At 72.1% G+C, this 23,451-nt stretch carries 19 protein-coding genes; 8 read left to right on the forward strand and 11 right to left on the reverse strand.

What is annotated here, in order from left to right:
* Nucleotides 1–34 precede the first annotated feature (34 nt).
* Genes ACIP84_RS25565 through ACIP84_RS25580 form a run of 4 tightly spaced genes read left to right on the forward strand, consistent with a single transcriptional unit; the run spans nt 35 to nt 3,845 of the window.
* Nucleotides 35–262 carry a hypothetical protein gene (locus ACIP84_RS25565; RefSeq protein WP_355967919.1) on the forward strand — a complete coding sequence of 76 codons (228 nt, stop codon included), beginning with the start codon at nt 35–37 and terminating at the stop codon, nt 260–262.
* 49 nt (nt 263–311) lie between these two features.
* Nucleotides 312–1,133, forward strand: coding sequence for a hypothetical protein (locus tag ACIP84_RS25570; protein ID WP_401800585.1), 822 nt, complete (start codon nt 312–314; stop codon nt 1,131–1,133).
* A 1-nt stretch (nt 1,134) separates the two neighbouring features.
* A complete protein-coding gene (locus ACIP84_RS25575; RefSeq protein WP_401800587.1) occupies nt 1,135–3,075 on the forward strand; it encodes a fumarate reductase/succinate dehydrogenase flavoprotein subunit in 1,941 nt (646 codons plus the stop codon).
* Nucleotides 3,072–3,845 carry a succinate dehydrogenase/fumarate reductase iron-sulfur subunit gene (locus tag ACIP84_RS25580; RefSeq protein WP_355967913.1) on the forward strand — a complete coding sequence of 258 codons (774 nt, stop codon included), beginning with the start codon at nt 3,072–3,074 and terminating at the stop codon, nt 3,843–3,845. The genes ACIP84_RS25575 and ACIP84_RS25580 overlap by 4 nt, the downstream gene beginning before the upstream one ends.
* Here ACIP84_RS25580 and ACIP84_RS25585 read toward each other — a convergent pair.
* Both ACIP84_RS25585 and ACIP84_RS25590 read right to left on the reverse strand, forming a co-directional pair.
* On the reverse strand, nt 3,823–4,701 hold the full coding sequence (locus tag ACIP84_RS25585) for a transglutaminase domain-containing protein (protein ID WP_401800591.1): 879 nt from the start codon (nt 4,699–4,701) through the stop codon (nt 3,823–3,825). The two genes, ACIP84_RS25580 and ACIP84_RS25585, sit on opposite strands and share 23 nt — an antisense overlap.
* A 158-nt stretch (nt 4,702–4,859) precedes the next feature.
* On the reverse strand, nt 4,860–5,879 hold the full coding sequence (locus ACIP84_RS25590; RefSeq protein WP_401800592.1) for a hypothetical protein: 1,020 nt from the start codon (nt 5,877–5,879) through the stop codon (nt 4,860–4,862).
* Nucleotides 5,880–6,049: 170 nt separating this feature from the next.
* Here ACIP84_RS25590 and ACIP84_RS25595 point away from each other — a divergent pair, with 170 nt between their 5' ends.
* Both ACIP84_RS25595 and ACIP84_RS25600 read left to right on the forward strand, forming a co-directional pair.
* The gene (locus tag ACIP84_RS25595) at nt 6,050–8,152 is read left to right on the forward strand and encodes a TPM domain-containing protein (RefSeq protein WP_401800595.1); all 2,103 of its coding nucleotides are present in this window, start codon (nt 6,050–6,052) and stop codon (nt 8,150–8,152) included.
* Nucleotides 8,153–8,205: 53 nt separating this feature from the next.
* Nucleotides 8,206–8,913, forward strand: a complete 708-nt coding sequence (locus ACIP84_RS25600) for a PspA/IM30 family protein (RefSeq protein ID WP_401800598.1) — start codon at nt 8,206–8,208, stop codon at nt 8,911–8,913.
* A gap of 152 nt (nt 8,914–9,065) precedes the next feature.
* Here ACIP84_RS25600 and ACIP84_RS25605 read toward each other — a convergent pair whose 3' ends face one another.
* The 6 genes from ACIP84_RS25605 to ACIP84_RS25630 all read right to left on the reverse strand — a co-directional run bounded on the left by ACIP84_RS25605 (nt 9,066) and on the right by ACIP84_RS25630 (nt 15,846).
* The gene (locus ACIP84_RS25605) at nt 9,066–11,636 is read right to left on the reverse strand and encodes a SpoIIE family protein phosphatase (RefSeq protein ID WP_401800601.1); all 2,571 of its coding nucleotides are present in this window, start codon (nt 11,634–11,636) and stop codon (nt 9,066–9,068) included.
* Nucleotides 11,637–11,780: 144 nt separating this feature from the next.
* Nucleotides 11,781–12,203, reverse strand: coding sequence for an ATP-binding protein (locus tag ACIP84_RS25610; protein ID WP_355967897.1), 423 nt, complete (start codon nt 12,201–12,203; stop codon nt 11,781–11,783).
* A 143-nt stretch (nt 12,204–12,346) separates the two neighbouring features.
* Nucleotides 12,347–12,799, reverse strand: a complete 453-nt coding sequence (locus ACIP84_RS25615) for a (deoxy)nucleoside triphosphate pyrophosphohydrolase (RefSeq protein ID WP_401800603.1) — start codon at nt 12,797–12,799, stop codon at nt 12,347–12,349.
* Between the two features lie 40 nt (nt 12,800–12,839).
* On the reverse strand, nt 12,840–13,019 hold the full coding sequence (locus tag ACIP84_RS25620) for an SPOR domain-containing protein (RefSeq protein ID WP_030320624.1): 180 nt from the start codon (nt 13,017–13,019) through the stop codon (nt 12,840–12,842).
* A gap of 154 nt (nt 13,020–13,173) precedes the next feature.
* Nucleotides 13,174–14,934: a purine-cytosine permease family protein gene (locus ACIP84_RS25625; protein ID WP_401800606.1), complete on the reverse strand. Its 1,761-nt coding sequence runs from the start codon at nt 14,932–14,934 to the stop codon at nt 13,174–13,176.
* 159 nt (nt 14,935–15,093) lie between these two features.
* Nucleotides 15,094–15,846: a GntR family transcriptional regulator gene (locus tag ACIP84_RS25630; RefSeq protein ID WP_030320623.1), complete on the reverse strand. Its 753-nt coding sequence runs from the start codon at nt 15,844–15,846 to the stop codon at nt 15,094–15,096.
* A 318-nt stretch (nt 15,847–16,164) separates the two neighbouring features.
* Between ACIP84_RS25630 and ACIP84_RS25635 the strand changes: the two genes are divergently transcribed.
* On the forward strand, nt 16,165–17,502 hold the full coding sequence (locus ACIP84_RS25635) for a glycoside hydrolase family 18 protein (protein WP_401800610.1): 1,338 nt from the start codon (nt 16,165–16,167) through the stop codon (nt 17,500–17,502).
* A gap of 265 nt (nt 17,503–17,767) precedes the next feature.
* Here ACIP84_RS25635 and ACIP84_RS25640 read toward each other — a convergent pair whose 3' ends face one another.
* Together ACIP84_RS25640 and ACIP84_RS25645 are read right to left on the reverse strand one after the other, a co-directional pair.
* Nucleotides 17,768–18,877 carry a DUF4190 domain-containing protein gene (locus tag ACIP84_RS25640; protein WP_401800613.1) on the reverse strand — a complete coding sequence of 370 codons (1,110 nt, stop codon included), beginning with the start codon at nt 18,875–18,877 and terminating at the stop codon, nt 17,768–17,770.
* An 898-nt stretch (nt 18,878–19,775) separates the two neighbouring features.
* A complete protein-coding gene (locus ACIP84_RS25645) occupies nt 19,776–21,347 on the reverse strand; it encodes a S8 family peptidase (protein WP_401800615.1) in 1,572 nt (523 codons plus the stop codon).
* A 175-nt stretch (nt 21,348–21,522) separates the two neighbouring features.
* On the opposite strand from ACIP84_RS25645, the gene ACIP84_RS25650 reads away from it, so the two are divergent.
* The gene (locus ACIP84_RS25650) at nt 21,523–22,659 is read left to right on the forward strand and encodes a threonine synthase (protein ID WP_355967875.1); all 1,137 of its coding nucleotides are present in this window, start codon (nt 21,523–21,525) and stop codon (nt 22,657–22,659) included.
* Between the two features lie 27 nt (nt 22,660–22,686).
* On the opposite strand, the gene ACIP84_RS25655 is transcribed toward ACIP84_RS25650, so the two are convergent.
* The gene (locus ACIP84_RS25655; protein WP_401800617.1) at nt 22,687–23,451 is read right to left on the reverse strand and encodes a DUF4232 domain-containing protein; all 765 of its coding nucleotides are present in this window, start codon (nt 23,449–23,451) and stop codon (nt 22,687–22,689) included.

The raw sequence follows: 23,451 nt of genomic DNA on the forward strand, positions 1-23,451 counted from the left end.
CCTGCCGAAGCCGCTCGCGGAAGTGAGGGCAACCATGTCCGTTCAGGACGATCTGGCAGCCGTCAAGCGCTGCCTCGAAGACCTGGTCCGCACCGTCGGACAGCTCGAACGGTCCGTCACGGCCGAGCGGGGCGCACCCGCCGCGCCGGCCCCCGGACGCGCCGAAAGCCTCGTCACCATCCCCGACGCCCCGTACGACAGCGGGCTGTGGACGGACACGGACGACGAGGGCCTCGGAGCACGCGACCGCCACGCGCCGTAAGACGCCACGCGCCGCAGGACGTACCGGCAACCGACCGTAGGAGGGCCTGTTGGCCACAGGTACGGAACCGCCCGGATCCGCCACGGGGGTGCGCTCCCCGGGGCGCGCCGCCATCACCGCCCGACATCTGCGCACCGACCGCTGGTGGCTCTCCCCCGCGGCGACGGCCGCCGGACTGCTCGCCTTCGTCGCGTACTCGACCTGGCGGGCCTTCGCCAACGCCGACTACTACGCCGCCCCCTACGTCTCGCCGTTCTACTCGCCCTGCCTGGCGGAGAACTGCGTCCCCATGAAGGGCGGACCGAACTGGGAGATCTTCGGCAGCTGGTGGGGGCTCTCGCCCGCCCTGCTGATCCTGGTCTTCCCACTGGGCTTCCGGCTGACCTGCTACTACTACCGGAAGGCGTACTACCGGGGCTTCTGGGCCTCTCCCCCGGCCTGCGCGGTCGCCGAGCCCCACGCCTCGTACACCGGCGAGACCCGCTTCCCGCTGCTCCTCCAGAACCTCCACCGGTACTTCTTCTACGCGGCGCTGCCGGTGGCCGGAATCCTCACCTACGACACGGTGCTCACCTTCCGCGACGCCGACTACGCCTGGGGCCACGCGGGGCTCGGAACGCTCCTCTTCCTCGTCAACATCACCCTCATCTGGGCGTACACCCTCTCCTGCCACTCCTGCCGCCACATCGTCGGCGGACGGCTCAAGCACTTCTCGAAGCATCCGGTCCGCTACCGGCTGTGGACCTGGGTCGGCCGGCTGAACACCCGTCACATGCTGCTCGCCTGGTCCTCCCTGATCAGCGTCGCCCTCTGCGACCTGTACGTGTACCTGCTCGCCACCGGCACCTTCGACGACCCGAGGTTCTTCTGAGATGACGCACGTCGAGCGAGAGCAGTGGGACGTGGTCGTGGTCGGCGCGGGCGGCGCCGGACTGCGGGCCGCGATCGAGGCACGCCGTGCGGGCGCCCGTACGGCGGTCATCTGCAAATCCCTCTTCGGCAAGGCCCACACCGTGATGGCCGAGGGCGGGATCGCCGCCTCCATGGCCAACGTGCACCCGCAGGACGACTGGAAGACCCACTTCCGCGACACCATGCGCGGCGGGAAGTTCCTCAACCAGTGGCGGATGGCCGAACTGCACGCACAGGAGGCCCCCGAGCGGGTCTGGGAACTGGAGACCTGGGGCGCACTCTTCGACCGCACCCCCGACGGCCGGATCTCGCAGCGCAACTTCGGGGGCCACGAGTACCCGCGGCTCGCGCACGTCGGCGACCGCACCGGCCTCGAACTGCTCCGCACCCTCCAGCAGAGGTCCGTCGGGCTCCAGCAGGAGGACCACCGCGAGACCGGTGACCACGAGGGCCGGCTGAAGGTCTTCCAGGAGTTCACCGTCACCCGGATCCTCAAGGACGGCGACGGGCGGGTCTCCGGGGTCTTCTGCTACGAACGGGAGAGCGGTCGCTTCCACGTCCTCGAGGCACCCGCGGTCGTCCTCGCGACCGGCGGCATCGGCAAGTCCTTCAAGGTGACCTCGAACTCCTGGGAGTACACCGGAGACGGGCACGCGCTCGCCCTGCTCGCGGGCGCACCCCTGGTGAACATGGAGTTCGTGCAGTTCCACCCGACCGGCATGGTCTGGCCGCCGTCGGTGAAGGGCATCCTCGTCACCGAGTCCGTCCGCGGGGACGGCGGCGTCCTGCGGAACTCCGAGGGCCGGCGCTTCATGTTCGACTACGTCCCCGACGTGTTCAAGGAGAAGTACGCGGAGACGGAGGAGGAGGGCGACCGCTGGTACGAGGACCCCGACCACAACCGCCGCCCGCCCGAGCTGCTGCCGCGCGACGAGGTGGCACGGGCCATCAACTCCGAGGTGAAGGCGGGCCGCGGGTCCCCGCACGGCGGGGTCTTCCTCGACGTGTCGACCCGGATGCCGGCCGAGACGATCAAGCGGCGGCTGCCCTCGATGTACCACCAGTTCAAGGAGCTGGCCGACGTCGACATCACGGCGGGGGCCATGGAGGTGGGCCCCACCTGCCACTACGTGATGGGCGGGGTCAACGTCGACTCCGAGACGGCGGCGACGGTGGGGGCACCCGGGCTGTTCGCGGCCGGTGAGGTGGCCGGCGGCATGCACGGCTCCAACCGGCTCGGCGGGAACTCCCTCTCCGACCTGCTGGTCTTCGGCCGGCGGGCCGGTCTGTACGCGGCGCAGTACGCGCTGTCGGGGGTCGGCGGCGGGGTCGTGGCGGCGGACGTCGAGGCCGCGGCGGCGGAGGCGCTGGCTCCGTTCGGTCCTCCCGACGGGCACGCCCCGGAGAACCCGTACACCCTCCACCAGGAACTCCAGCAGACCATGAACGACCTCGTCGGGATCATCAGGCGGGAGAGCGAGATGGCCGAGGCCCTGGAACGCATCGCCGCCCTGCGGGCACGGGCCCGGCAGGTCTCCGTGGAGGGCCACCGGCAGTTCAACCCCGGCTGGCACCTCGCCCTCGACCTGCGGAACATGCTGCTCGTCGGCGAGTGCGTGGCCCGCGCCGCCCTGGAGCGCACCGAGTCCCGGGGCGGGCACACCCGCGAGGACTATCCGGCGATGGACCGCGCCTGGCGCCCGGTGAACCTGCTGTGCCGTCTGGACGGCGACGGGATCGCCCTCGAACGGACCCGCACGGAGCCCGTACGGGCCGATCTGCTCGCGCTGTTCGAGCAGGAGGAGCTGGCGAAGTACCTCGCCGAGGACGAGCTGGAAGGTGGGCGGGCCCCGGGAGGTCCGGACGGCTCGGCGGACCCGGAAGGGGGGCACGGCGCATGAGCACGTACGACGCACGGTTCCGGGTGTGGCGGGGAGACGCCGAGGGCGGCGAACTGACCGACTACACGGTGGAGGTCCACGACGGCGAGGTCGTCCTCGACGTGGTGCACCGTCTGCAGGCCACCCAGACGCCGGATCTCGCGGTGCGGTGGAACTGCAAGGCGGGCAAGTGCGGGTCGTGCTCGGCCGAGATCAACGGCAGACCGCGACTGCTCTGCATGACCCGGATGTCGGTGTTCGCCCGGGACGAGGTGATCACCGTGACCCCGATGCGCGCCTTCCCGGTCGTACGCGACCTGGTCACGGACGTGTCCTTCAACTACGCGAAGGCCCGGGAGATCCCGGCCTTCGTGCCGCCGGCCGGGGTGGGTCCCGGCGACTACCGGATGCGACAGGAGGACGTGGAGCGCTCGCAGGAGTTCAGGAAGTGCATCGAGTGCTTCCTGTGCCAGGACACCTGCCACGTGGTGCGCGACCACGAGGAGAACAAGGAGGCCTTCGCCGGGCCCCGGTTCCTCATGCGGGTCGCGGAGCTCGACATGCACCCGCTGGACGCCGCCGAGGAGGCCGGGCTGGACCGGCGGCGCACGGCACAGGAGGAGCACGGGCTCGGCTACTGCAACATCACCAAGTGCTGTACGGAGGTGTGCCCGGAGTCCATCCACATCACCGACAACGCCCTGATCCCGATGAAGGAGCGGGTCGTGGACCGGAAGTACGACCCGCTGGTGTGGCTGGGCAACACGATCAGGCGGCGGAAGACGACGTAGTGCTCGTGTCCGCGCCCGTGCTCCAGCGGCCGAGCAGCGGCTCGGCGAGGGTGCGGGCGGGGCGGCAGAGGGTCTGACCGTGCCGGGCGAACAGCTCGTCGCGGGAGGTGAAGCGGCCCAGGTCGGTCCGCAGGTGGGCGGAGAGGTCACAGGGGGCCGATCCGGCGCAGGCGGCCGGGGCGTCCCAGTCGACGGTGGTCCGCGCCACGGCCTCGAAGAGGGTCTCCGCGCCGGCGTTGGTGAAGGCGCCCGCGGGGGCGGGTCCGGCCTCCGCGCCGGCGTTGGTGAAGGCGCCCGCGGGGGCGGGTCCGGCCTCCGCGCCGGCGTTGGTGAAGGCGCCCGCGGGGGCGGGTCCGGCCTCCTCCCCGCGCGCGAAGAGCTCCGCGACCGGCACCCAGGTGTCGTCGAGCAGGAACTCGGGCCAGGCGAGCAGCACCTCCTCGGGCACGAACGGGCGCAGCTTCGGGAAGCGCGGGTACCAGAAGGCGCCGTCGACGAGCAGGCCCCGGACCCGCGTGGGCACGCCGAGGGACCGGGCCACCGCCTCGAGGACCGCCATGCGCTGACTGCACGAGCCACGGCCGAGCCGCAGCGTCCGCGACACGCGCCGCAGGTCCTCCACGGAGTACACCGGCCGCACGGTGGCGGCGATGATGCCGTGGGCGGTCCTGAGCAGGTCGCGGTCGGTCGTCGCGCCCCGCTCGTCCGCCTCGCGGCGCACCCGGGTCACGAGGGCGGCGACCCGCGGGTGCGCCAGATCCAGGATCGACGTGGGCCGGGTCGACCCGGCGGTCTCCGCGTCGGGTGCGGGAGCCGCGCCGGCGGTCCGGAAGGGCATCAAGAGACGGCTCGTCATGGCGGACTCCCCCTGTGCGCGGCGCCGGTTCGCGCCGATGGCCCCATCCTCCTCCGGCCCGTCGCGCGCCGGCACGCGGGGTCGCTCCAGGGCGCCGGGGCATCGTGGCCGAGTGCCGCGCCGTGGCGGCCGGGCGCGCGGCGCCGGGCCCGCGGGGGTCAGTGCCAGTCGGCGCGGTAGGCCGCCCAGTCGCCCTCCTCCGCGGCGAAGTCGACGTACAGCGCGACGCCGAACCGTGCGCGGTCGGGGTCGGTGCGCCCGAGGCCGAGTCTGACGCCCCGGACGGCGGCCTCGACGGTCTCCGCGTTCTCGTGGTGGCCGAGGTCGTCCTCGTGGAAGAAGGGGAGCCCCATCAGAAGGTCGGTCGACTCGGGGGTCACTTCGAGGGCGAGACTGGTCTGCTGGGCGACGTACCCGCCGTACAGGCTCTCCAGCGGCATCCACGTGTCGTACGACATGACGGCGATCTGGTCCACGCGCCGGGCGACCTGGCCGAAGAACTCCTGCGACCACCACTTCTCCTTGCCCGTGAGCAGGCTGTTGGCCGAGTGCAGGCCGGGCAGGGGGTCGATCTGGTGGGCGGCGATGGAGAGCCGCGCCTTCCGCGGCCGGGTGACCTCTGCGAGGTCGTCGAGGAGGGAGAGGTAGTCGGCGTCGTCGGAGAGCAGCGGCTCCAGGTCGAAGTGGACGCCGTCGAAGCCGACGTCCAGGACCTGCCGGGCCGAGGTCACCACGGCCGCCCGGGTCCCGGCCCTGTCGAGGTGCAGTCCGTCGGGTCCGTCGTTGGCCAGGACGTCACCGAGCCAGGCCTGCACCCGTATCCCGGGCATCGTGCGGTGCACGGCGTCGATGAACCACTTCGCGCGCGGGTACCTGGCGGCGGGCAGGGTGCCGTCGTGCTCCAGCGGCCCGGCGTGGACGTACAGGTCGCGTATGCCCGTGTCCTTGATCCGGGTGGCGAACGCGGCGAGGTCGGCGTCCCTCTTCCGCCCGTCGACCCAGGCGTGGCCGAGCCAGACGGCGTCCTTGTCCCGGGTCTTCGCGTCGTCCCTGAGGTCGCCCGCGTAGCTGACGCGCAGGGCGAGCGCCCCGAACAGCGGAGGCACCACGAGGACGAGGACGAGGCCGAGCGCGAACCAGCGCCCCCGTCGCCACGTTCTCCTCAGTCGTCCGCTCACCCGAGCCCCCCTCGTCCGTCGCGTCACGTGTCCCACCGCTTCTCACCGTAGCGTCGGCTACTGACAGTGACGCAGGGCTGTGGAGAACGGTTTCCGTGGGGCTGCGGTGGCAGTCCCACCGCGGGGTCGTCCGGTCGCGGGCTGACATAGGCGGACATAACCTCCCCCTTGTGACGCGAACAGCCACCCGAACCCTTCTCGCGGTACTGGTGGCGGCGTGGTGGCTCCTCGTGCCCGCCGTTCACGGTGCCCGTGCCGACGACCCCGTCGCCCTGTCCCGGGACGGGCAGATCACCGACCGGGTGGACGCGCTGGGCGACCGCCGCGCCTCCGTGGTCCAGGCCCTCGACCGGCTCTACGACGACCGGCGGATCCAGCTGTTCGTCGTCTACGTACGGGACTTCTCCGGCCGCACGGGCCAGGCCTGGGCCGACGCCACCGCCGAACGCAACGGGCTCGGGGTCGACGACGTCCTGCTCGCCGTCGCCACCCACGACCGCCTGTACGGCTACTCCGCCGACCCGGACGCCCGCCTCACCCAGGACCGGCTCGACACCGTGGCCAGGACCGCCATCGAACCGGCGCTGCGGCAGAACGACTGGGCGGGCGCCGCGATCGGAGCGGCCGACGGCTACTCCGCCGTCCTCGCCGGGCAGCCGGTCCCCACCCCGGCCATCACCCCCGGCCCCGCCGACCCGGGCGGCGCGGTCGACGACGGCACCTCGGCGACCGATCTGGTCCTGCCGGTGGTCCTGGTCGGCGGCGCCGGCGCCGTGGCGGCCTACGCGTTCACGAAGCGGCGCCGGCGGACCGAGACCCGCACCACGCCCCAGGGCGGCCAGGGCTGGGGCCCACCGAAGGCACCCGCGCCGCCGTCCCTCGACGAGCTCGACGGTCAGGCTCGGCAGACGCTGGTCGCCACCGACGACGCCGTCCGCACCAGCCAGGAGGAACTCGGTTTCGCGACAGCCCAGTTCGGCGACGAGGCCGTCCGCCCCTTCACCGAGGCGGTCGCCTTCGCCAAGGAGCAGCTCACGGCCTCCTTCCGGCTGCGGCAGAAGCTCGACGACGCGTTCCCCGAGGACGACTCGACCAGGCGGGCCATGCTGGAGGAGATCCTGCGGCGCTGCGCGGAGGCCGACGCCCGGCTCGACGCCGAGAGCGAGGACTTCGACCGGCTGCGGGCCCTGGAGCGGACCGCGCCCGAGGCGCTGGCCACCGTCGAGGCCGCCTTCCGGGAGCAGACCGGGAGGATGGGCACGGCCGAGGCGGCCCTGACCGCGATGCGTGAGCGGTACGCCGAGACGGCCGCCGCTCCCGTCGCCGGCGACGTCGAACAGGCCAAGGACCGGCTCGTCTTCGCGACGACCCACATCGACCAGGCCCGCGAGCAGATCGACGACGGTGACAACGGCGGGGCCGCCGTCCACATCCGGGCGGCCGAGGGTGCCGTGGACCAGGCGGCCCAGCTGGTCGAGGCGGTGGACCGGCGGGCGCAGGAACTGGCCGAGGCGGTCGGCAAGCTGCCGGGAGCCCTGTCGGAGACGGACGCCGACCTGGCGGAGGCACGGGGGCTGCTGCAGGGGAGCACCGAAGGGTCGACGGCCCACCTCCGGGGCCGGATCGCCCGCGCCGAGTCGGTGCTCGGCGAGGTGCGGCGGGTCATGGACGCCGGACGGTACGACCCGCTCGACTCCCTGCGCCGGGTGGAGGAGGCCGACGCGGTGCTCGACGCGGCGCTTGAGGGCGCGCGGGAGCGCGAGTCGGGCAGCCGACGCGCCCGTGCGCTCCTCGACCAGGCGATGCTGACGGCCCGCTCGGCGATCGGTGCGGCCTCGGACTACGTGACCACCCACCGGGGCGCCGTGGGCAGTGAGGCCCGTACGCGCCTTGCCGAGGCCCAGCGGCGCTGGGAGAAGGCGCGGGGGCTCGCCGAGGCCGACGACCCGCAGGCCGCCCTCGCGGAGGCGCAGCAGGCGGATGCCCTGGCCCGGCGGGCCCAGGACCTCGCCGAGCAGGACGTCCGGAGGTATGGGAACCCGAACGGCATGGGCGGTGTATCAGGGGTAGGAGGGGGCGGCGGCGGGCTCGGCGGTGCGGTGCTCGGCGGCATCATCCTCGGCGGACTGTTCGGCGGGGGAAGGGGAGGCGGACATGGGGGGTTCGGTGGAGGTTCGGGCGGGGGGTTCGGGGGCGGAGGTCTCGGCGGCGGGCCCGGCAGCTTCGGCGGCAGCGGCACGCGCGGCCGGCTGGGCGGCGGAGGCCGTTTCTGAGGGCGGCGCGATGCGCGTCCTGCCCCTTTCTGTCCCTCTCAAGGAGAAGTGCCATGAGCAAGCAGACCATCCTCGGCCGGGTCACCCAGCTGGCGAAGGCCAACATCAACGCACTGCTGGACCAGGCGGAGGATCCGCAGAAGATGCTGGACCAGCTGATCCGCGACTACTCACGCAACATCGCGGAGGCGGAGGAGGCGGTGGCCGCGACCATCGGCAACCTCCGGCTGATGGAGCAGGACCACCAGGAGGACGTGGAGGCGGCGAAGGAGTGGGGCGGCAAGGCACTGGCCGCCAGCCGGAAGGGCGACGAGCTGCGCAGCGGCGGGCAGGTGTCGGAGGCGGACCGCTTCGACAATCTGGCGAAGGTGGCGCTCGGCCGTCAGCTCCAGTCGGAAAAGGAGGCGCGGACGGCGGAGCCGACGATCGCCGCGCAGACCGAGGTGGTGTCGAAGCTCAGGACGGGCCTCGACCAGATGAAGGGCAAGCTCGGCGAGTTGCAGGCGAAGCGCGACGAGCTGGTGGCCCGCGCCAAGTCGGCCCAGGCGCAGAACACGATGATGGACGCCGTGAAGAGCATCGACGTGCTCGACCCGACCAGCGAACTGAGCCGGTTCGAGGACAAGGTGCGCCGGGAGGAGGCGCGGGCGATGGGCAAGCAGGAGCTCGCCGCGTCCTCCCTGGACGCCCAGTTCGAGCAGCTGGACGCGCTGGGCGACAGCGCCGAGATCGAGGCCCGGCTGGCGGCGCTCAAGGGCTGACCGGGTGGCCGGCCCGGGTCGCCGGCGCGGCCGCGGCCGGGTGTCGGCCCCGCAGTGCGGTCGGGTGTCGGCTCAGCAGTGCGGTCGGGTGTGGGCTCAGCAGTGCGGTCGGGTGTGGGCTCAGCAGTGCGGTCGGGTGGGTGCGGCGGCTGTCAGAACATGCTGAGGAGCTGTTCCACCGTGGGTTCCGCCGCCCCCTCGCCGTCCGGCAGGGCCAGTTCGAACCAGACGGTCTTGCCGCGCGGGGTGCGGCGCGATCCCCAGGAGGAGCTGAGCAGCCCGACCAGCTGGAGGCCGCGGCCGCCCTCGTCGGTGTCCTTGGCGCGGCGGCGCCTGGGCTGCACCAGGCCGGCGTCCCAGACCTCGCAGACCAGGGTGCGGTCGCGGAGCAGCCGCAGCCGGATCTCGCCCTCGCCGTAGCGCAGCGCGTTGGTGACGAGCTCGCTGACGAGGAGTTCGACGGTGTCGACGAGCGGTTCGAGGTCCCAGGCCTTGAGCTGGGTGCGGGCGAGTTCACGGGCCCGGCCGACCGAGCGGGGTTCCCTGGGCAGCCGCCAGTCGCCGACGGCCTCGGTGGGCAGTCCCTGGATCCTGGCCATGAGGAGGGCGATGTCGTCCTCGCCGTGTCCGGTCTCCAGGCTGGTCAGGACCCGGTCGCAGACGTCCTCCAGGGGGCGGGCGGGGTCGGTGAGGGCGCGTCGGAAGGCGCTCAGGCCCTCGTCGAGGGGATGGTCGCGGGATTCGACGAGCCCGTCGGTGTAGAGGGCGAGGAGGGCTCCTTCGGGGAGTTCGACCTCGACCTCCTCGAAGGGTTCGCCGCCGACCCCGAGCGGCATCCCGGGGGGTACGTCGAGCAGCAGGGCCTCTTCGCCGGGTTCGACGAGCACCGGCGGGAGGTGTCCGGCGTTGGCGAACGTGCAGCGGCGGGTGACCGGGTCGTAGACGGCGTAGACGCAGGTCGCGAGGTAGACCTCGGAGAGTTCGGGGCCGCGGGACTTGTGGCCGCGGGACTGCTGGGCGCCGATGGGGGCGCCGAGGCCGCGGGCGATCTCGTCGAGGTGGGAGAGGACTTCGGCCGGTTCCAGGTCGAGCTGGGCGAGGGTGCGGACGGCGGTGCGCAGTTCGCCCATGGCGACGGCGGCGCGCAGGCCGCGGCCCATGACGTCCCCGATGACGAGGGCGGTGCGGTGGCCGGGGAGTTCGATGACGTCGAACCAGTCGCCGCCGACCTCGGTGGCGGCGGTGCCGGGGAGGTAGCGGCAGGCGATGTCGAGGCCGGCCGCCTCGGGGTCGCCGGGCGGGAGCAGGCTGCGCTGGAGGATCAGGGCCCGCTCGTGCTCGCGGCGGTAGAGGCGGGCGTTGTCGATGCAGACCGCGGCGCGGGCGGCGAGTTCGACGGCGAGGGCGCGGTCGCGCTCCCCGAAGGACTCGCTGCCCTTGGTGCGGGAGAACTGGACGAGTCCGACGACGGTGTCGTGGGCGACCATCGGGACGACCAGGGTGGTCTGGACGAGTTCGCCGTCGGCGCCGGGCACGGTGTGGAGGCGGCCGGTGCGCAGGGCCCCGGCGCAGGGCGAGTTGAAGGGGTAGCGGTGGACGGCGCCGACGTCGATCGGTTCGGGTCCGCAACAGCCGCTGCCCGCTCCGTGGCCGTCCTCGGTTCTCCGGGGGGTGTCGGAGACGGCGCTGGCGAAGGCGACCCTGCGGAGTTCGGCGCTGCCGGCCCCGTAGCCGACGTCGTGGGAGCTGCCCCATCGGCCGGGCGGTGCCTCGTCGCCGGTGAGCAGGCCCTGGTAGAGGTCGACGGAGGCGAGGTCGCAGAAGCCGGGGACGGCGACGTCGAGCAGCTCGCGGGCGGTGGCCTCCAGGTCGAGGGAGTTGCCGATGCGGGCGCCCGCCTCGTTGAGGAGGGCGAGGTTGCGGCGGGCGCTGGCGGCTTCCCTGGCGGCGTTGTGGCGGCGCGTCACGTCGATGCCGAGGCCTGCGACGCCGATCGGGCGGCCGGATCCGCTGTGCACGCGGTAGAGGTTGATGGACCAGTGCCGGCGGTCCCGGGAGCCGGGTGCGGCGCCGACGATCTCGAAGTCGGTGACGGACTCCCCGGTCTCCAGGACGCTGCGGAGGGCCGCGGTCATCCGGTCGGCCTCGGGCAGGTTGAGGTAGTCGTGGACGGTGCGTCCCCGGTGGTCGTCGGCGGAGCCGCCGAAGACGGTGGCGAAGCGCCGGTTGGCCCGTTTCACGGTGAGGTCGGTGCCGAAGAGGAGAAAGCCGAAGGGGGATTGGCCGAATATCGCCTGGGAGGCGGCGAGGTCCGTCTCGATGCGGCGCAGGGCGCGGACGTCGACGACGATGCAGAGCGCGGCCCGCTCCCCGGTCTGGGTCTCGCTCGGCATGACGTACATCTCGGCGATGCCGTGGGGCCGGTCGTCGCCGGGGATCCGGAAGGGGACGAGGCCTGTCCACTCCTTGCCGTCGAGGATCTCCCGGACGCGTCGGTGACCGCGCTCGCGCTGGTCGGCGGGCATGAAGGCCTCGACGGGGTCCTTGCCCCTGGCCTCCTCCGCGGTCACCCCGAAGAGGTCCACGGCCCGTCGGCTCCACTGCTCGACGAGTCCGTCGGGCCCGATGGAGAAGGACGCCACCCGGATGTAGTCATAGATGGAGCCGGGCGGGCTGCTCTGCCACACCACGCCGCCACTCGCCTTCTCAGGTATCTCGCTCACGCGACCGTCCCCTCCAGCTCACCGCACCGGACCGGCCATGCCCGCAGTATTCAATACGGCAGGCCCCGACGGCACGACGTTCACGATCACAGGGTGGTCTCGTTCGCTTCGCGCCGAGTACCGGTGATCGTTGTCCCACCCTGTTTACTCACCAGGGAGAGCCAGCTCGAACCATACGGTTTTGCCGGTCCTTCCTTTACGAGTGCCCCAGCGGCGGGCGGAACAGGCCACGAGACCGAGTCCACGGCCCCCTTCGTCCTCGGGTCCGGGGGCACGCGCGGTGGGGGGATCCGGAAGCGGATCGGAAACCTCCACGAGCAGCGCGGGCGGGTGGGCGGGGTCGCCGCCTTCGAGTCGGGGGCGGACGAGCCGGACCCCGATCGGTCCGGACGCGTAGCGCAGGGAGTTGGTCACCAGCTCGCTGACCAGCAGGACGGTCAGATCACCGAGGGCCGAGTCGAGGTCCCAGGCACGCAGCGTCTCGCGCACGGCGTGGCGGGCCGTGCGCACGGCGTTCGCCTCCGCCGGGAAGTTCCACTCGGCGCGGTCGCCGTCGGTGTCGATCACACCCGATCACTTCCCCAGCCGTGCGTCAGCAGGAAGGCCCACGTCCTCTTTCAACGGGTCAATCAGGACATACCCGGAATATGGGGCGGGATATCGCGCTGGGCGCAGCAGCGGGCGCACGGTGGCACGAACGGCGTAGAAAGTCAGCCGTGCGCTCCGGTTCCGGGCGCCTCCGGGAGTCTTCGGGCGGCCTCGGCGACGGCGGGGCGGTCCTGGTCGAGCCAGTCGACCGAGTCGAGCTCGGACCGGGTGAGCCAGCGCAGGGCGTCGTGGTCCTCCAGCGGGCGCGGTTCGCCCGAGAGCAGCCGGGCGGTCCAGACCCGGAGGACGTATCCGGGCTTCAGCGGCCACTCGCCGGGGATGCGCTCGCCCGGCTCGACCTCGACGCCGAGCTCTTCGCGCAGTTCACGGACGAGGGCCTCTTCGGGGCTCTCGCCCGGTTCGAGCTTGCCGCCGGGGAGTTCCCAGCGGCCGGCCAGCTCGACGGGGGCGCTGCGGCGTGCGGCGAGCAGTCGCCCCCGGTCGTACAGGGCGCCCGCGACGACGACCACGACGGGTTCGTGGGGCGCGGCGGGGTCGGTGGTGCGTTCGGTCATGGGCGCGAGCGTAGTCCGGCCCGGCCGCTGCCGGTCGGGCTCAGAGCGCGGGGGTGCCGATGCGCTCGACCCAGTAGAGCTGCTTGTGGCCGCGGTCGTCGAGGCTGTCCGCGATCTTCTGCGCTTCGTCCTCGGTCGCGTACCGCCCCACCCGGTAGCGGTTGCCGTTGTCGTCCTGTCGAATGACGAGCCAGGCGAGGACAGGGCCGCTCTCGGTCATCAGGCTTCTCCCTCCGCCGGTCCGGGCGCCGTTGAGGATCTCCGGGAAACCGCAATCCGCATATGCCGGAGCTTACGCCTGACCTTCACACAGCGGATACGGAATTGCACAAAGAGATACGGATCGGCCGGGAACCGACGGAGGGAGGCCGAAGTCACGCCCCGGGGGCCGCCCCGGGCACGGTCGGCACGGGCATCAGGACGGGGCCGCCGGCGCCCTCGGGGTTCTTGCGGCAGGCGTCGCCGCACGTGGCGTCGAGCGAGCAGCAGAGGGAGCAGACCGGGCCGGACCGCACCGGGCAGTCGGCGATGTCGGGGAGTTCGTAGGCGGTCTCGCACTCGGCGCAGGTGTGGGTCGCCCGCTCGTCGACGGCACCGGCGGCCGGGCCGTTGACCGTGTTGGGGCGGGCCAGGTAGTAGCGGCCCTTGGTGGCCCAGGCGATCAGCGGGCAGAGGACGAGCGCGAGACCGGCCGCGATGAAGGTGGAGAAGGCCTGGGCATAGGTACCGAAGGCACCGAAGAAGGCGAGGATCGAGACGGTGGAGGCGATGACCATGGCGCCGAAGCCGGCCGGGTTCACGGCATACAGATAGGCGCGCTTGAACTCGATGTACGGGGGGCTCCAGCCGGCCCGCTTGTTGATGACGAGGTCGGCGGCGACGGCCGTGATCCAGGCGATGCCGACGTTGGAGTAGAACCCGAGCAGCTTGTTCAGGGCCGCGAACATGTTCATCTCCATCAGCGTCAGCGCGATGGCGAGGTTGAGGAAGATGTACCAGACGCGGCCCGGGTGCCGGTGGGTGACGCGGGAGAAGAAGTTCGACCAGGACAGCGAGCCGCTGTAGGCGTTGGTGACGTTGATCTTGACCTGGGAGACGATCACGAAGAGGGCGGCGGCGGGCAGGGCGAACGCCCCGAGCCAGGGCTTGAGCGCCTCGATCTGAGGGGCGATCGGCTCCAGGGCGTGGGTCTTGCCGACGGCCTCCAGGGCGACGAATGCGAGGAAGGCGCCGCCGAGCTGCTTGGCCGCGCCGATGACGACCCAGCCGGGACCGGCGGCGAGCACGGCGAGGTTCCAGCGGCGCTTGGTGGCCTCCGTCCTGGCCGGCATGAAGCGCAGGTAGTCGGCCTGTTCGCCGATCTGGGCGATCAGGGAGAGCGCGACGCCCGTGCCCAGTCCGAAGCCGATCCACGAGAAGCCGGCGCCGGCTCCCTCCGTACCGCCGAAGGAGGTGAAGGCGCCCCAGGCGTCGGGGGCTTCGAAGGCCAGGACGACGAAGGGCAGCACCATGCCGATGATCCAGACCGGCTGGGTCCAGGCCTGCACCTTGGCCAGGGCGCCCATGCCGCGGAAGACGATCGGGATGACGATGAGGGTGGTGATCAGGTAGCCGATCTCGACCGGCAGGCCGACGGCCTGATGCATGGCCTGGGCCATGATCGAGCCTTCGAGGGCGAAGAAGATGAAGGTGAAGGAGGCGTAGATGAGCGAGGTGAGCGTCGAGCCGAAGTAGCCGAAGCCGGCGCCGCGGGTGATGAGGTCCATGTCCAGGCCGTACGCGGCGCAGGCCCGGGCGATGGGGATGCCGGTGAGGAAGATCAGCGTGGCGGCGGTGAGGATCGAGGCGAGCCCGCTGCCGAAGCCGTAGGTGAAGACGATCGAGGCGCCGATCGCGAAGTCGGCGAGATAGGCGATGCCCCCGAGGGCGGTGCCGGCGACGGTCCCGGGCGACCAGCGCCGGAACGAGTGCGGGGCGTAGCGCAGCGAGTAGTCCTCGCGGCTCTCGTCGGCGGCCAGCTTGGCGTAGCTGCGGCGGGGGCCGCCGGGTGGCGGCGCGGCCTCCCTCGGCTCGTCGAGGGCCTGGGAGGTACTCCCACCCGGCTCCGGGGCGGGGGTGGTGACCGTGTCCGTCATGAGGATTCCTGTCGTCCGACCGGTTTCGCGGGTACGGACGAGGAAGGTAGGAGCCGGTCGTGACGGACGGCGGCGGCACGCGGTTGCGCCGGGGTTACACGAGTTGACGTCCTGTTAACTCGCGGTCACACCGCCCGGACTGCGGGGTCCGCTGAACGGTCACCGCACCGGCAGGTGGTACGAGAGGCGGTACCGGTCGGCCGGGACCACGACGTCGGCGGTCTCGACGGCCCGACCCGAGGCGTAGTACGTGCGCTCCACGACCATCACCACATGGCCCGGCACCCCGCCGAGCGCCAGGAGCTCCTCGGCGAGGCCGGGCCGGGCGCCGACCTCCTCCACCACGTTGTCCACGACGACGTCGATGGCGGCCATCCGCTCGACCACACCGCAGCCGCCCAAGGGTCCCTCCTCGGGCAGCATGACCGGCGTCCGTCCCGTGACGGCGAGCGGCTCCCAGGAGGTGGCGACCATCATGGGCTCGCCGCCGTCCCGGTAGACGTACCGCGTGCGCATCACGCGCTCCCCCGGTTCGATGCCGAGCCGCTCGGCCACCTCGCCGCTCGCCGGCTCCTGCTCGCTGCTCGACTCCCAGGTGCCGCGGGCCCCTTCGGCCGCCTGCTCCTGCCGGAAGGGGCTGGCGCCCGATGCGGGGCGGTAGCCGGAGCGGGCGATCCTGCGCGGCACCGGGCGCTCCCGGACGTAGGTGCCCGAGCCGGAGCGCCCTTCCACCAGCCCTTCGGCCATGAGTACCTTGCGGGCCTCCAGCGCGACGGTGTCCGACACCCCGTACTCCTCGCGGATGCGTGCCTGCGAGGGGAGACGGGTATGCGGCGGAAGCGAGCCGTTCGCGATCTTCTCCCGCAGATCGCTCGCCACGCGCAGATAGGCGGGCTGCTCACCGAACGTCACTGGACACTCCCCTCAGGTTGACTGAAAGCTACAGACTGACAACCGTCGGTCGCGATCCGCAAGCGTGGGCCAAAGTTTCACTCGAAGTGATGACTCCGAGATCACACCTCTTGCTACCCACGGTCACCCCGGATACGCGACGTCGACCCCCTTGACCCGCATTGGTACAGACCAATACGTTCCTGCCAGCACGCTCCACCGCACGCACGCTCCACCGCACGCGCACATCGCCCTGCTCGCCCGCGCGCGCACTCCACCGTGCGCGCCACCCGCACGCTCCACCGCACGCGCCACCCCGCCTCGCACAGGAACGAGCCCATGCGTCCCAGAGCCATGACCAAGCTGACCTTCGGTGCGGCCGCCGCGGCCACTCTCGGTCTCCTCGCCACCCTGGCCCCCACCGCCGACGCGCACCAGCCGTCCGGGCACAAGCCCGAGCTGAAGCGGATCGGCTACTTCACCCAATGGGGCATCTACGGAAGGAACTTCCAGGTCAAGGACCTGGAGACGAGCGGCACCGCCGCCAAGCTCAGCCACATCAACTACGCCTTCGGCGTGATCGGTTCCGACGGCAAGTGCCTCATGGGCAACGCGCCGGGCTCCGACCCCTGGGCCGACTACGTGCGCCCGGTCGACGCCGCCACCTCGGTGGACGGCGTCGGCGACACCGCCGACCAGCGACTGGCCGGAAACTTCAACGAGTTGCGCGAGCTGAAGGCCAAGAACCCCGGCCTCAAGGTCATGATCTCGCTGGGCGGCTGGACGGGCTCGGCGCACTTCTCCGACGCGGTGCGCACCGACGCCGGCCGCAAGACCCTCGTCGCCTCCTGCATCGACACGTACATCAAGGGCAACCTGCCCCTCGACGGCACCCGCGGCGGAGCCGGAGCCGCCGCCGGAATCTTCGACGGCGTCGACCTCGACTGGGAGTGGCCCGGCTCGGACGGCGCCCCCGGGAACGTGATCCGCCCCGAGGACAAGCCCAACTTCACCAAGCTGGTACGGGAGTTCCGCACCCAGCTCGACGCCTACGGCCGCTCGCTGCCGAGGGCGCAGCGCAAGCACTACGAGCTCAGCGCGTACGTGCCCACCGCTCCCGCCAAGATCGACGCGGGCTTCGAAGTCTCCAAGATCATGCGGGACTTCGACTTCGTGAACCTCCAGGGCTACGACTTCCACGTCTCCGGCGAGAAGACCACCGCCCAGCAGTCCGCGCTCTTCGCCAAGAACGACTTCAGCGTCGACCAGACCGTGAAGGCCTGGCTGCGGCGCGGCGCTCCCGCCCACAAGCTCGTGGTCGGCATGCCGTTCTACGGCCAGGGGTGGACCGGCGTCACCGGCGGCGGCGACGGCCTCGGACAGCCGGCGACCGGCCCCGCGCCCGCGACCTGGGTGGCGGGCTCCGAGGACTACAAGTACCTGAAGAAGCTGGCGGACTCGGGGACGTACAAGCTCCACCGCGGTTACCGCAACGGCCATGCCTGGCTCTTCGACGGCACGAACCTGTGGACGTACGACGACCCGACCGTGCTGCGCACCAAGGCGTCCTACGTCCGGCAGAACGGGCTCGGCGGCGCGATGATCTGGTCCCTCGACGGGGACACCGCGGACGGTGAGCTGATCACCGCCATCGACCGGGGCCTGACCCGGCGCTGACACCCCCGCCCGGTCGCCGTCCCGCGGCGGCCGGGCCCCCGGACCGCGGACCGGCCCCGCCGCTCGCGGTGGACCGGGGAGCGGCGGTCGGTCACGGGCCGCCGCTCCCCGGACCACCGCCCGGTCCGCACACGACGGGGCCGGGCCTCCCGAGGGAGACCCGGCCCCGTTTCCCGTGCTGAGCCCCGGTTTCCCGCACCCGGCCCGGTTTCGCGTACTCAGGTGCACACGCGGGTCCCGTACGGGCGCGCCGGTACACGCGGGCTCAGACGGACCCGCCCTCGCCCGCCGGGCCCACCGGCGGTGTGCCGGTCAGGTCGAGCGCGGTGCGCGCGTCCGCGCCCAGGTCCCCTGGCAGGGTTTCCCACGCCGGGTCGTACGCCTCCCAGTAGGCGTCCGCGTCGGCCGCCGTCGCCAGCTTGAGCCACCGCTTCGACGCCGCCGCGAGCTCCTTGCGGAGCGCCGCGACGGACGGGGCGGCCTCGGCGGGCCAGGTGCGCTGTCCCAGTTCCGCGTACGCCGTGTTGATCGCGCCCAGGACCTCCATGGCCCACACCTTGTTGGCGGTGAAGTCCTCGTCCGGGTCCTCCTCCGGCTCCCGGTACGTCACCGTCTCGATCGGGTTGACGGTCTTCAGGAAGGACTCCTGGTCGCCGGTGAGCAGGGGCGCGTCGGAGCGCACGGAGCCCCTGAACGGCTTCTTCTCGCTGGCGAACGCGCAGATCACCGTGCGGTCGCCGAGCCGCCAACTCTGGCTGCTGGGGAGGTAGTAGAACAGCCAGACGTCCGCGGGGACGGCCCAGGTGTCCAGCGCGTAGCCGCCGTTGACCGTCTCGCAGCGCTTCTCCGCGATCCCGTCGATCGCGTCCTCGCCGGGCCACTTGTCGAAGCCGGTCACCTTGAAGCCGCCGGTGACCTCGCCGATGTGCGGGCGTTCGCAGTCGACGACCGTGACGTCCGTCGCGTAGTCCTGCAGCTTGCCGTCGGGGGTGAAGCACTGCCCGGTCCGCAGCGAGAACGGCGACTTCGAACGGGCCGCCTCGTCCATGCCCTCCTTGAAGCCGCCCCAGAACGTGCTGATGCCGCCGGTGGCGATGCCGATCACGAGCAGCAGGCAGCTGAGGGCGGAGAGGACGATGCCCGCGACGGCGAGCCCCTTGCCGGCCTGGTCCCGCCTCCTGATCTGCGGAAGAGCGATGACACCGAGCACCAGTCCGAGGGGCGGCAGGCAGCAGACGATGCCGGAGACGAGGGAGCCGATCGCGAGCCCGTTGGTGGTCCGCCGCGGCGGCTGCCCGTACGGAGCGGCGCCGGGCAGGCCGGTCGGGCCCGGTCCGCCCGGCGTCCCGGCGTAGGGTCCGGCCGTGTACGGCATCCCGGGCGAGGTGTACGGCCCCGGCGCGGGCCAACTCCCCCGCTGCGGGCCCCCCTGAGGGGGCGACGGCGGCGGAGGAGGTGGGGTCGGCGGGGTCGGCTCCACGGGTACGGTGCTCCTGTTCGGGGCGAACGACACGAACAAACGATCGGTCGCGCATCGTACGCGGCCGGGTGGCGGGGGCGACATGCGGGGGACGATCCCGACGATCCCGGCGACGACGGTACGAGCCGTCAACCGCCTCACCGCCCGATGGGCCCACGCGACCGCGACGGCCGCCCGCGGTCTGATCGCCGCCCTCTCCGCAATACCCGCCTCGGCGGCGGCCCCGGGGCCGATCAGCGTCGGCTCGACGCGTGGGCGGCCAAGCACACGGACGGGCTGATCCCCTTGATGCCGGTCACGGTCGACGAGGACACGGAGCTCGTCGTCCACGGTCCGCGAGGACACGGAGCTCGTCGTCGCGGTCGCCCAGTCGCTGCGGACACGATGGATCCGACCCTTCGACGCGGGCCGGCTGTCACCGCAGACCGGCCCGTGGGCGGGGCGCGAGCTGGTCGGGCTCCACCGGAGCACCTCCCTGCTCGACCGGTCGGCGTGACGAAGACGCCCTTCGGTCTGCTCACCGTGCTCCGCGTGCTCGGGAACACCGAGCCGTCCTCTCGGCGGGCATCGAGGTGCTGTCGGGGACGCGGAAGGCCGTGCCGGGCGATCTGCTGCCGCTGGAGAACGACTGTGCGGACCTCTACGGGGACGGGGACGGGGACGAGTGACGGAAGGGGCGGTCGCCGACAGGCGACCGCCCCTCACCTCTCGCGATCAGTACCGCTCACGTCAGTACCGCTCGTGTTCCGTGCTGCTCATGTTCCGTGCTGCTCACGATCCGTCGGGACCAGGGTCAGAACTGCAGGCCCCAGGAGTCGATCTTGCCGACGTCGGCGTTCGCGTTGTCCGTGACCCGGAGCTTCCACGTGCCGTTGGCGACCTCCGAGGAGGCGTTCACGCTGTACGTGGTGTTGATGTTGTCCGAGCTGCCGCCGGTACCGAAGGCCTTCAGCGTGTACGCCGAGCCGTCGGGGGCGATGAGCTGGACCTGGAGGTCACCGATGTAGGTGTGGACGATGTTCACCGGCACCTGGAGGGCGGCCGGGGCGTTGCCGGTGACACCGCTGACGGTGACCGGGGACTCGACGGTCGAGTTGTCGGCGATGGCGAAGTCGGCGGTGTTCTCGAACTTCGGGCCGGGCGGGGTGGTGGTGCCGCCGCCGACGTAGAGCAGCCGGTTCGGGGAGCCGGAGCCCGGGTTGGTGACGACGTTCGGGGTGGCGGCGGTCGTCAGGGCCGTGGAGACCTGCGCCGGGGTGGCCGTCGGGTTGCCGGCGAGGTAGACGGCCGCGGCGCCCGCGACGTGCGGGGTCGCCATGGACGTACCGGAGATGGTGTTGGTGGCGGAGTCGCTGGAGTTCCAGGACGACGTGATGGAGGAGCCCGGGGCGAAGATGTCCAGGACCGTGCCGTAGTTGGAGAAGCTGGAGCGGGCGTCGGTGTTGGTCGTGGAGCCTACGGTGATGGCCTCGCCGACGCGCGCCGGCGAGTAGTTGGAGGCGTTGGAGCTGTCGTTGCCCGCCGCGACCGCGTACGTGACGCCGGAGGCGATCGAGTTGCGGACGGCCGTGTCGAGCGCGGTGTCGACTCCGCCGCCGAGGCTCATGTTGGCGACGGCGGGCTTCACGGCGTTCCGCGTGACCCAGTCGATGCCCGCGACGACCTGCTCGGTCGTGCCGGAGCCGGAGTTGTCGAGGACGCGGACGCCGACGATCTTCGCCTTCTTGGCGACACCGTACGAGGTACCCGCGACCGTGCCGGCGACGTGGGTGCCGTGGCCGTGGCCGTCCTGCGCGGTGTTGTCGTTGTCGATGGCGTCGTAGCCGTAGGAGGCCCGGCCGCCGAAGTCGCTGTGGGTGATGCGTACGCCGGTGTCGATGATGTACGCGGTGACGCCCTGGCCCGCGGTGTCCGGGTAGGTGTAGCTCTGGTTCAGCGGAAGGGCCTTCTGGTCGATCCGGTCCAGGCCCCAGGACGGCGGGGACGGCTGCGTGCCGTCGACCGTGAAGACGCGGTTCTGGACGACGGAGGTCACGGCGGGGTCGGCCGCGAGCTTCCGGGCCTGCGCCTCGGAGAGTTCGACGGAGTAGCCGTTGATCGCGGAGGTGTAGGTCCGCTTGATCTTCGCGCCGAACCTGGCGGCCACGGCACGGCCCTTGGCGGTCTCCGCCTGCGCCGACTCGTCGAGGGTGACGATGTAGCTGCCCGCGATCGTGCCTTCGGCTCCCGCGTTCTCGATGACGCCTTCCGGGGCGGCCGGTGAGGCGGCGGCCGGGAGGGCGGAGAGGGTGCCGAGGGTGAGGGCGGTGACGGCGACGGCCGCCGCGGTGGCGATTCTGCGCCGTGATTCACGCATCACTGACATGTGAGGGGTCCTCCTCATTGGTGGTGCGTTGCTGTGGGGGATTAGCAGGGACATGACAAGGCGATGTGGCTCCACACCGCCTCGGACATCCGGCTGCCGAGCGAAAGATTGACTGATCCATAGGAATCTCACAAGGGCTTTCGGCGGCCCGCAACACCCGCGCCACACAGCTGACATGCTGATCTTCATGACCTCATACGTGTGCCCCCGCTGCCGGGTCCACTCGCCCACGGACGCTCTCACCTGGTGTTGTCCGAAGTGCCGCGGTCCCTGGGACCTGGAGTTCGACAGTGGACCGGTGTCACTCCCGTCACTGGCGTCACGACGAAATTCGTTGTGGCGTTACGAGGAGGCGTTGCCGCCGATGCCGTACGCGACGGAGGTGACGCTCGGGGAGGGCCGTACGCCCCTCGTCCCCCTGGAGGAAGGTGCGGAGGGAAAGGTTTCCGCCAAGCTCGACTTCCTCATGCCCACCCTGTCCTTCAAGGACCGCGGCGCGGTGATGCTCGCCGCCCACGCCCTCCGACTCGCACGGAACGGCGGCCTCCGCCGGGTCGTCGCCGACAGCAGCGGGAACGCGGGCACGGCGATCGCCGCGTACGGCGCACGGGCCGGGCTCGACCGCCTCGTGTACGTCCCCGAGGGCACCTCGCCCAAGAAGCTGGAGCAGATCCGGGCGCACGGGGCACAGGTCGTCGAGGTCCCCGGCGACCGCGAGGCCACGGCCCGCGCCGCGCGGGCGGCCGCCGACGAGCCCGGCACCTTCTACGCCTCGCACGTCTACAACCCGTACTTCCTGCACGGCACCAAGACCTACGTCTACGAGCTGTGGGAGGAACTCGGCGGCCGCCTCCCGGACACGATCGTCGTCCCCGTCGGCAACGGCACGCTGCTCCTCGGCGCCGCCCTCGCGCTCGACGAGCTGCACCGCCACGGGCTCACGGACAACCGCCCCGCCCTCGTCGCCGTCCAGGCGGAGGCCGTCTCCCCGCTGGCCGCGGCCTTCCACGCGGGCGCGGAGGAGCTGGGTGAGGCCGCCCCCGTCCGCCCCACCCTCGCCGAGGGCATCGCGATCCCGGCGCCGCCCCGCGCCCATCAGATCCTGCGGGCGGTACGGGCGACCGGCGGCACGTTCCTGACGGTGTCGGAGGACCAGATCCGCGCTGCTCAGCGGGAGTTGGCCGGACGGGGGCTCTTCGTGGAGACCACCGGCGTGGCCTGCTGGGCGGCGGTCCGGGCGGCCGCGCCGAGGCCCGGTCTCACCGTCGTACCGCTGTGCGGGGCGGGGGCGAAGACCGGCCTGGCGCAGTGACCCCCGGGCGTCAGCGGCGGAGCCGGATCAGAACTCGTCGGCGCCGTTGCGGAGCTCCTCCGTCCAGTAGCCCGTCTTCGCGGCGGCCTCGCCGACGGCCAGGCCGCCCGCGGGCGCCTTGACGACGATGCTGCCTTCGGCCGGGCCCCCGGCGGCGAACAGGTTCACGTTGAAGCTCTTCACGACCTTGGTGTCCTCGTCGACCCCGCCGAGCGCGACCCGCACGTTCGCGTACGCCGGCGCGCCGGGCTTCAGGACGACCGGGGCGGCCGGCTTGCTCTTCGCGACGGCCGGGACGTCCTTGGCGGTCTGGATCGGGCCGAAGGCGATCAGCGGGTACTCGAGCAGGGTGCAGGCGCTGCCGGAGGTGTTGGTGGCGGTGAGGACGATGTGCTCCGTCGGGACCTCGTCGGCCTTCGCCGCCGTGATCTTGATGTCGCCGTAGGCGCAGGCGGGCGCCTTGGCGGAGGTCTTGCCGCCGGTCGAGGATCCCGTCGAGGACCCCGCCGTGCTCCCCTTCGTACCGCTGCCGCCGGACGTGCCGCCGGTCGCCGTCGAACCACCGGCCGTCGACCCGCCGGCAGAGCCGGAGCCGCTCTTCGCGGCGGTCTGGTCGGCGGTGCCCGCGGCGCCGCCCATCCCCTTGTCGGCGGCGCCCGCGTCCGACGCGGCGGAGCTCGCGCTGCCCGCGTCCTTCGCGCCGGTGTCCGTGCCGCCGCAGGCCGTCAGGCCGAGCGAGAGGGCGGCGATGGCGGCGGCGGCGAGGACGGTGGACTTGTGGTGGGTACGCAT

It is taken from the genome of Streptomyces sp. NPDC088707 (assembly GCF_044752725.1).
Taxonomy (GTDB): Bacteria; Actinomycetota; Actinomycetes; order Streptomycetales; family Streptomycetaceae; genus Streptomyces.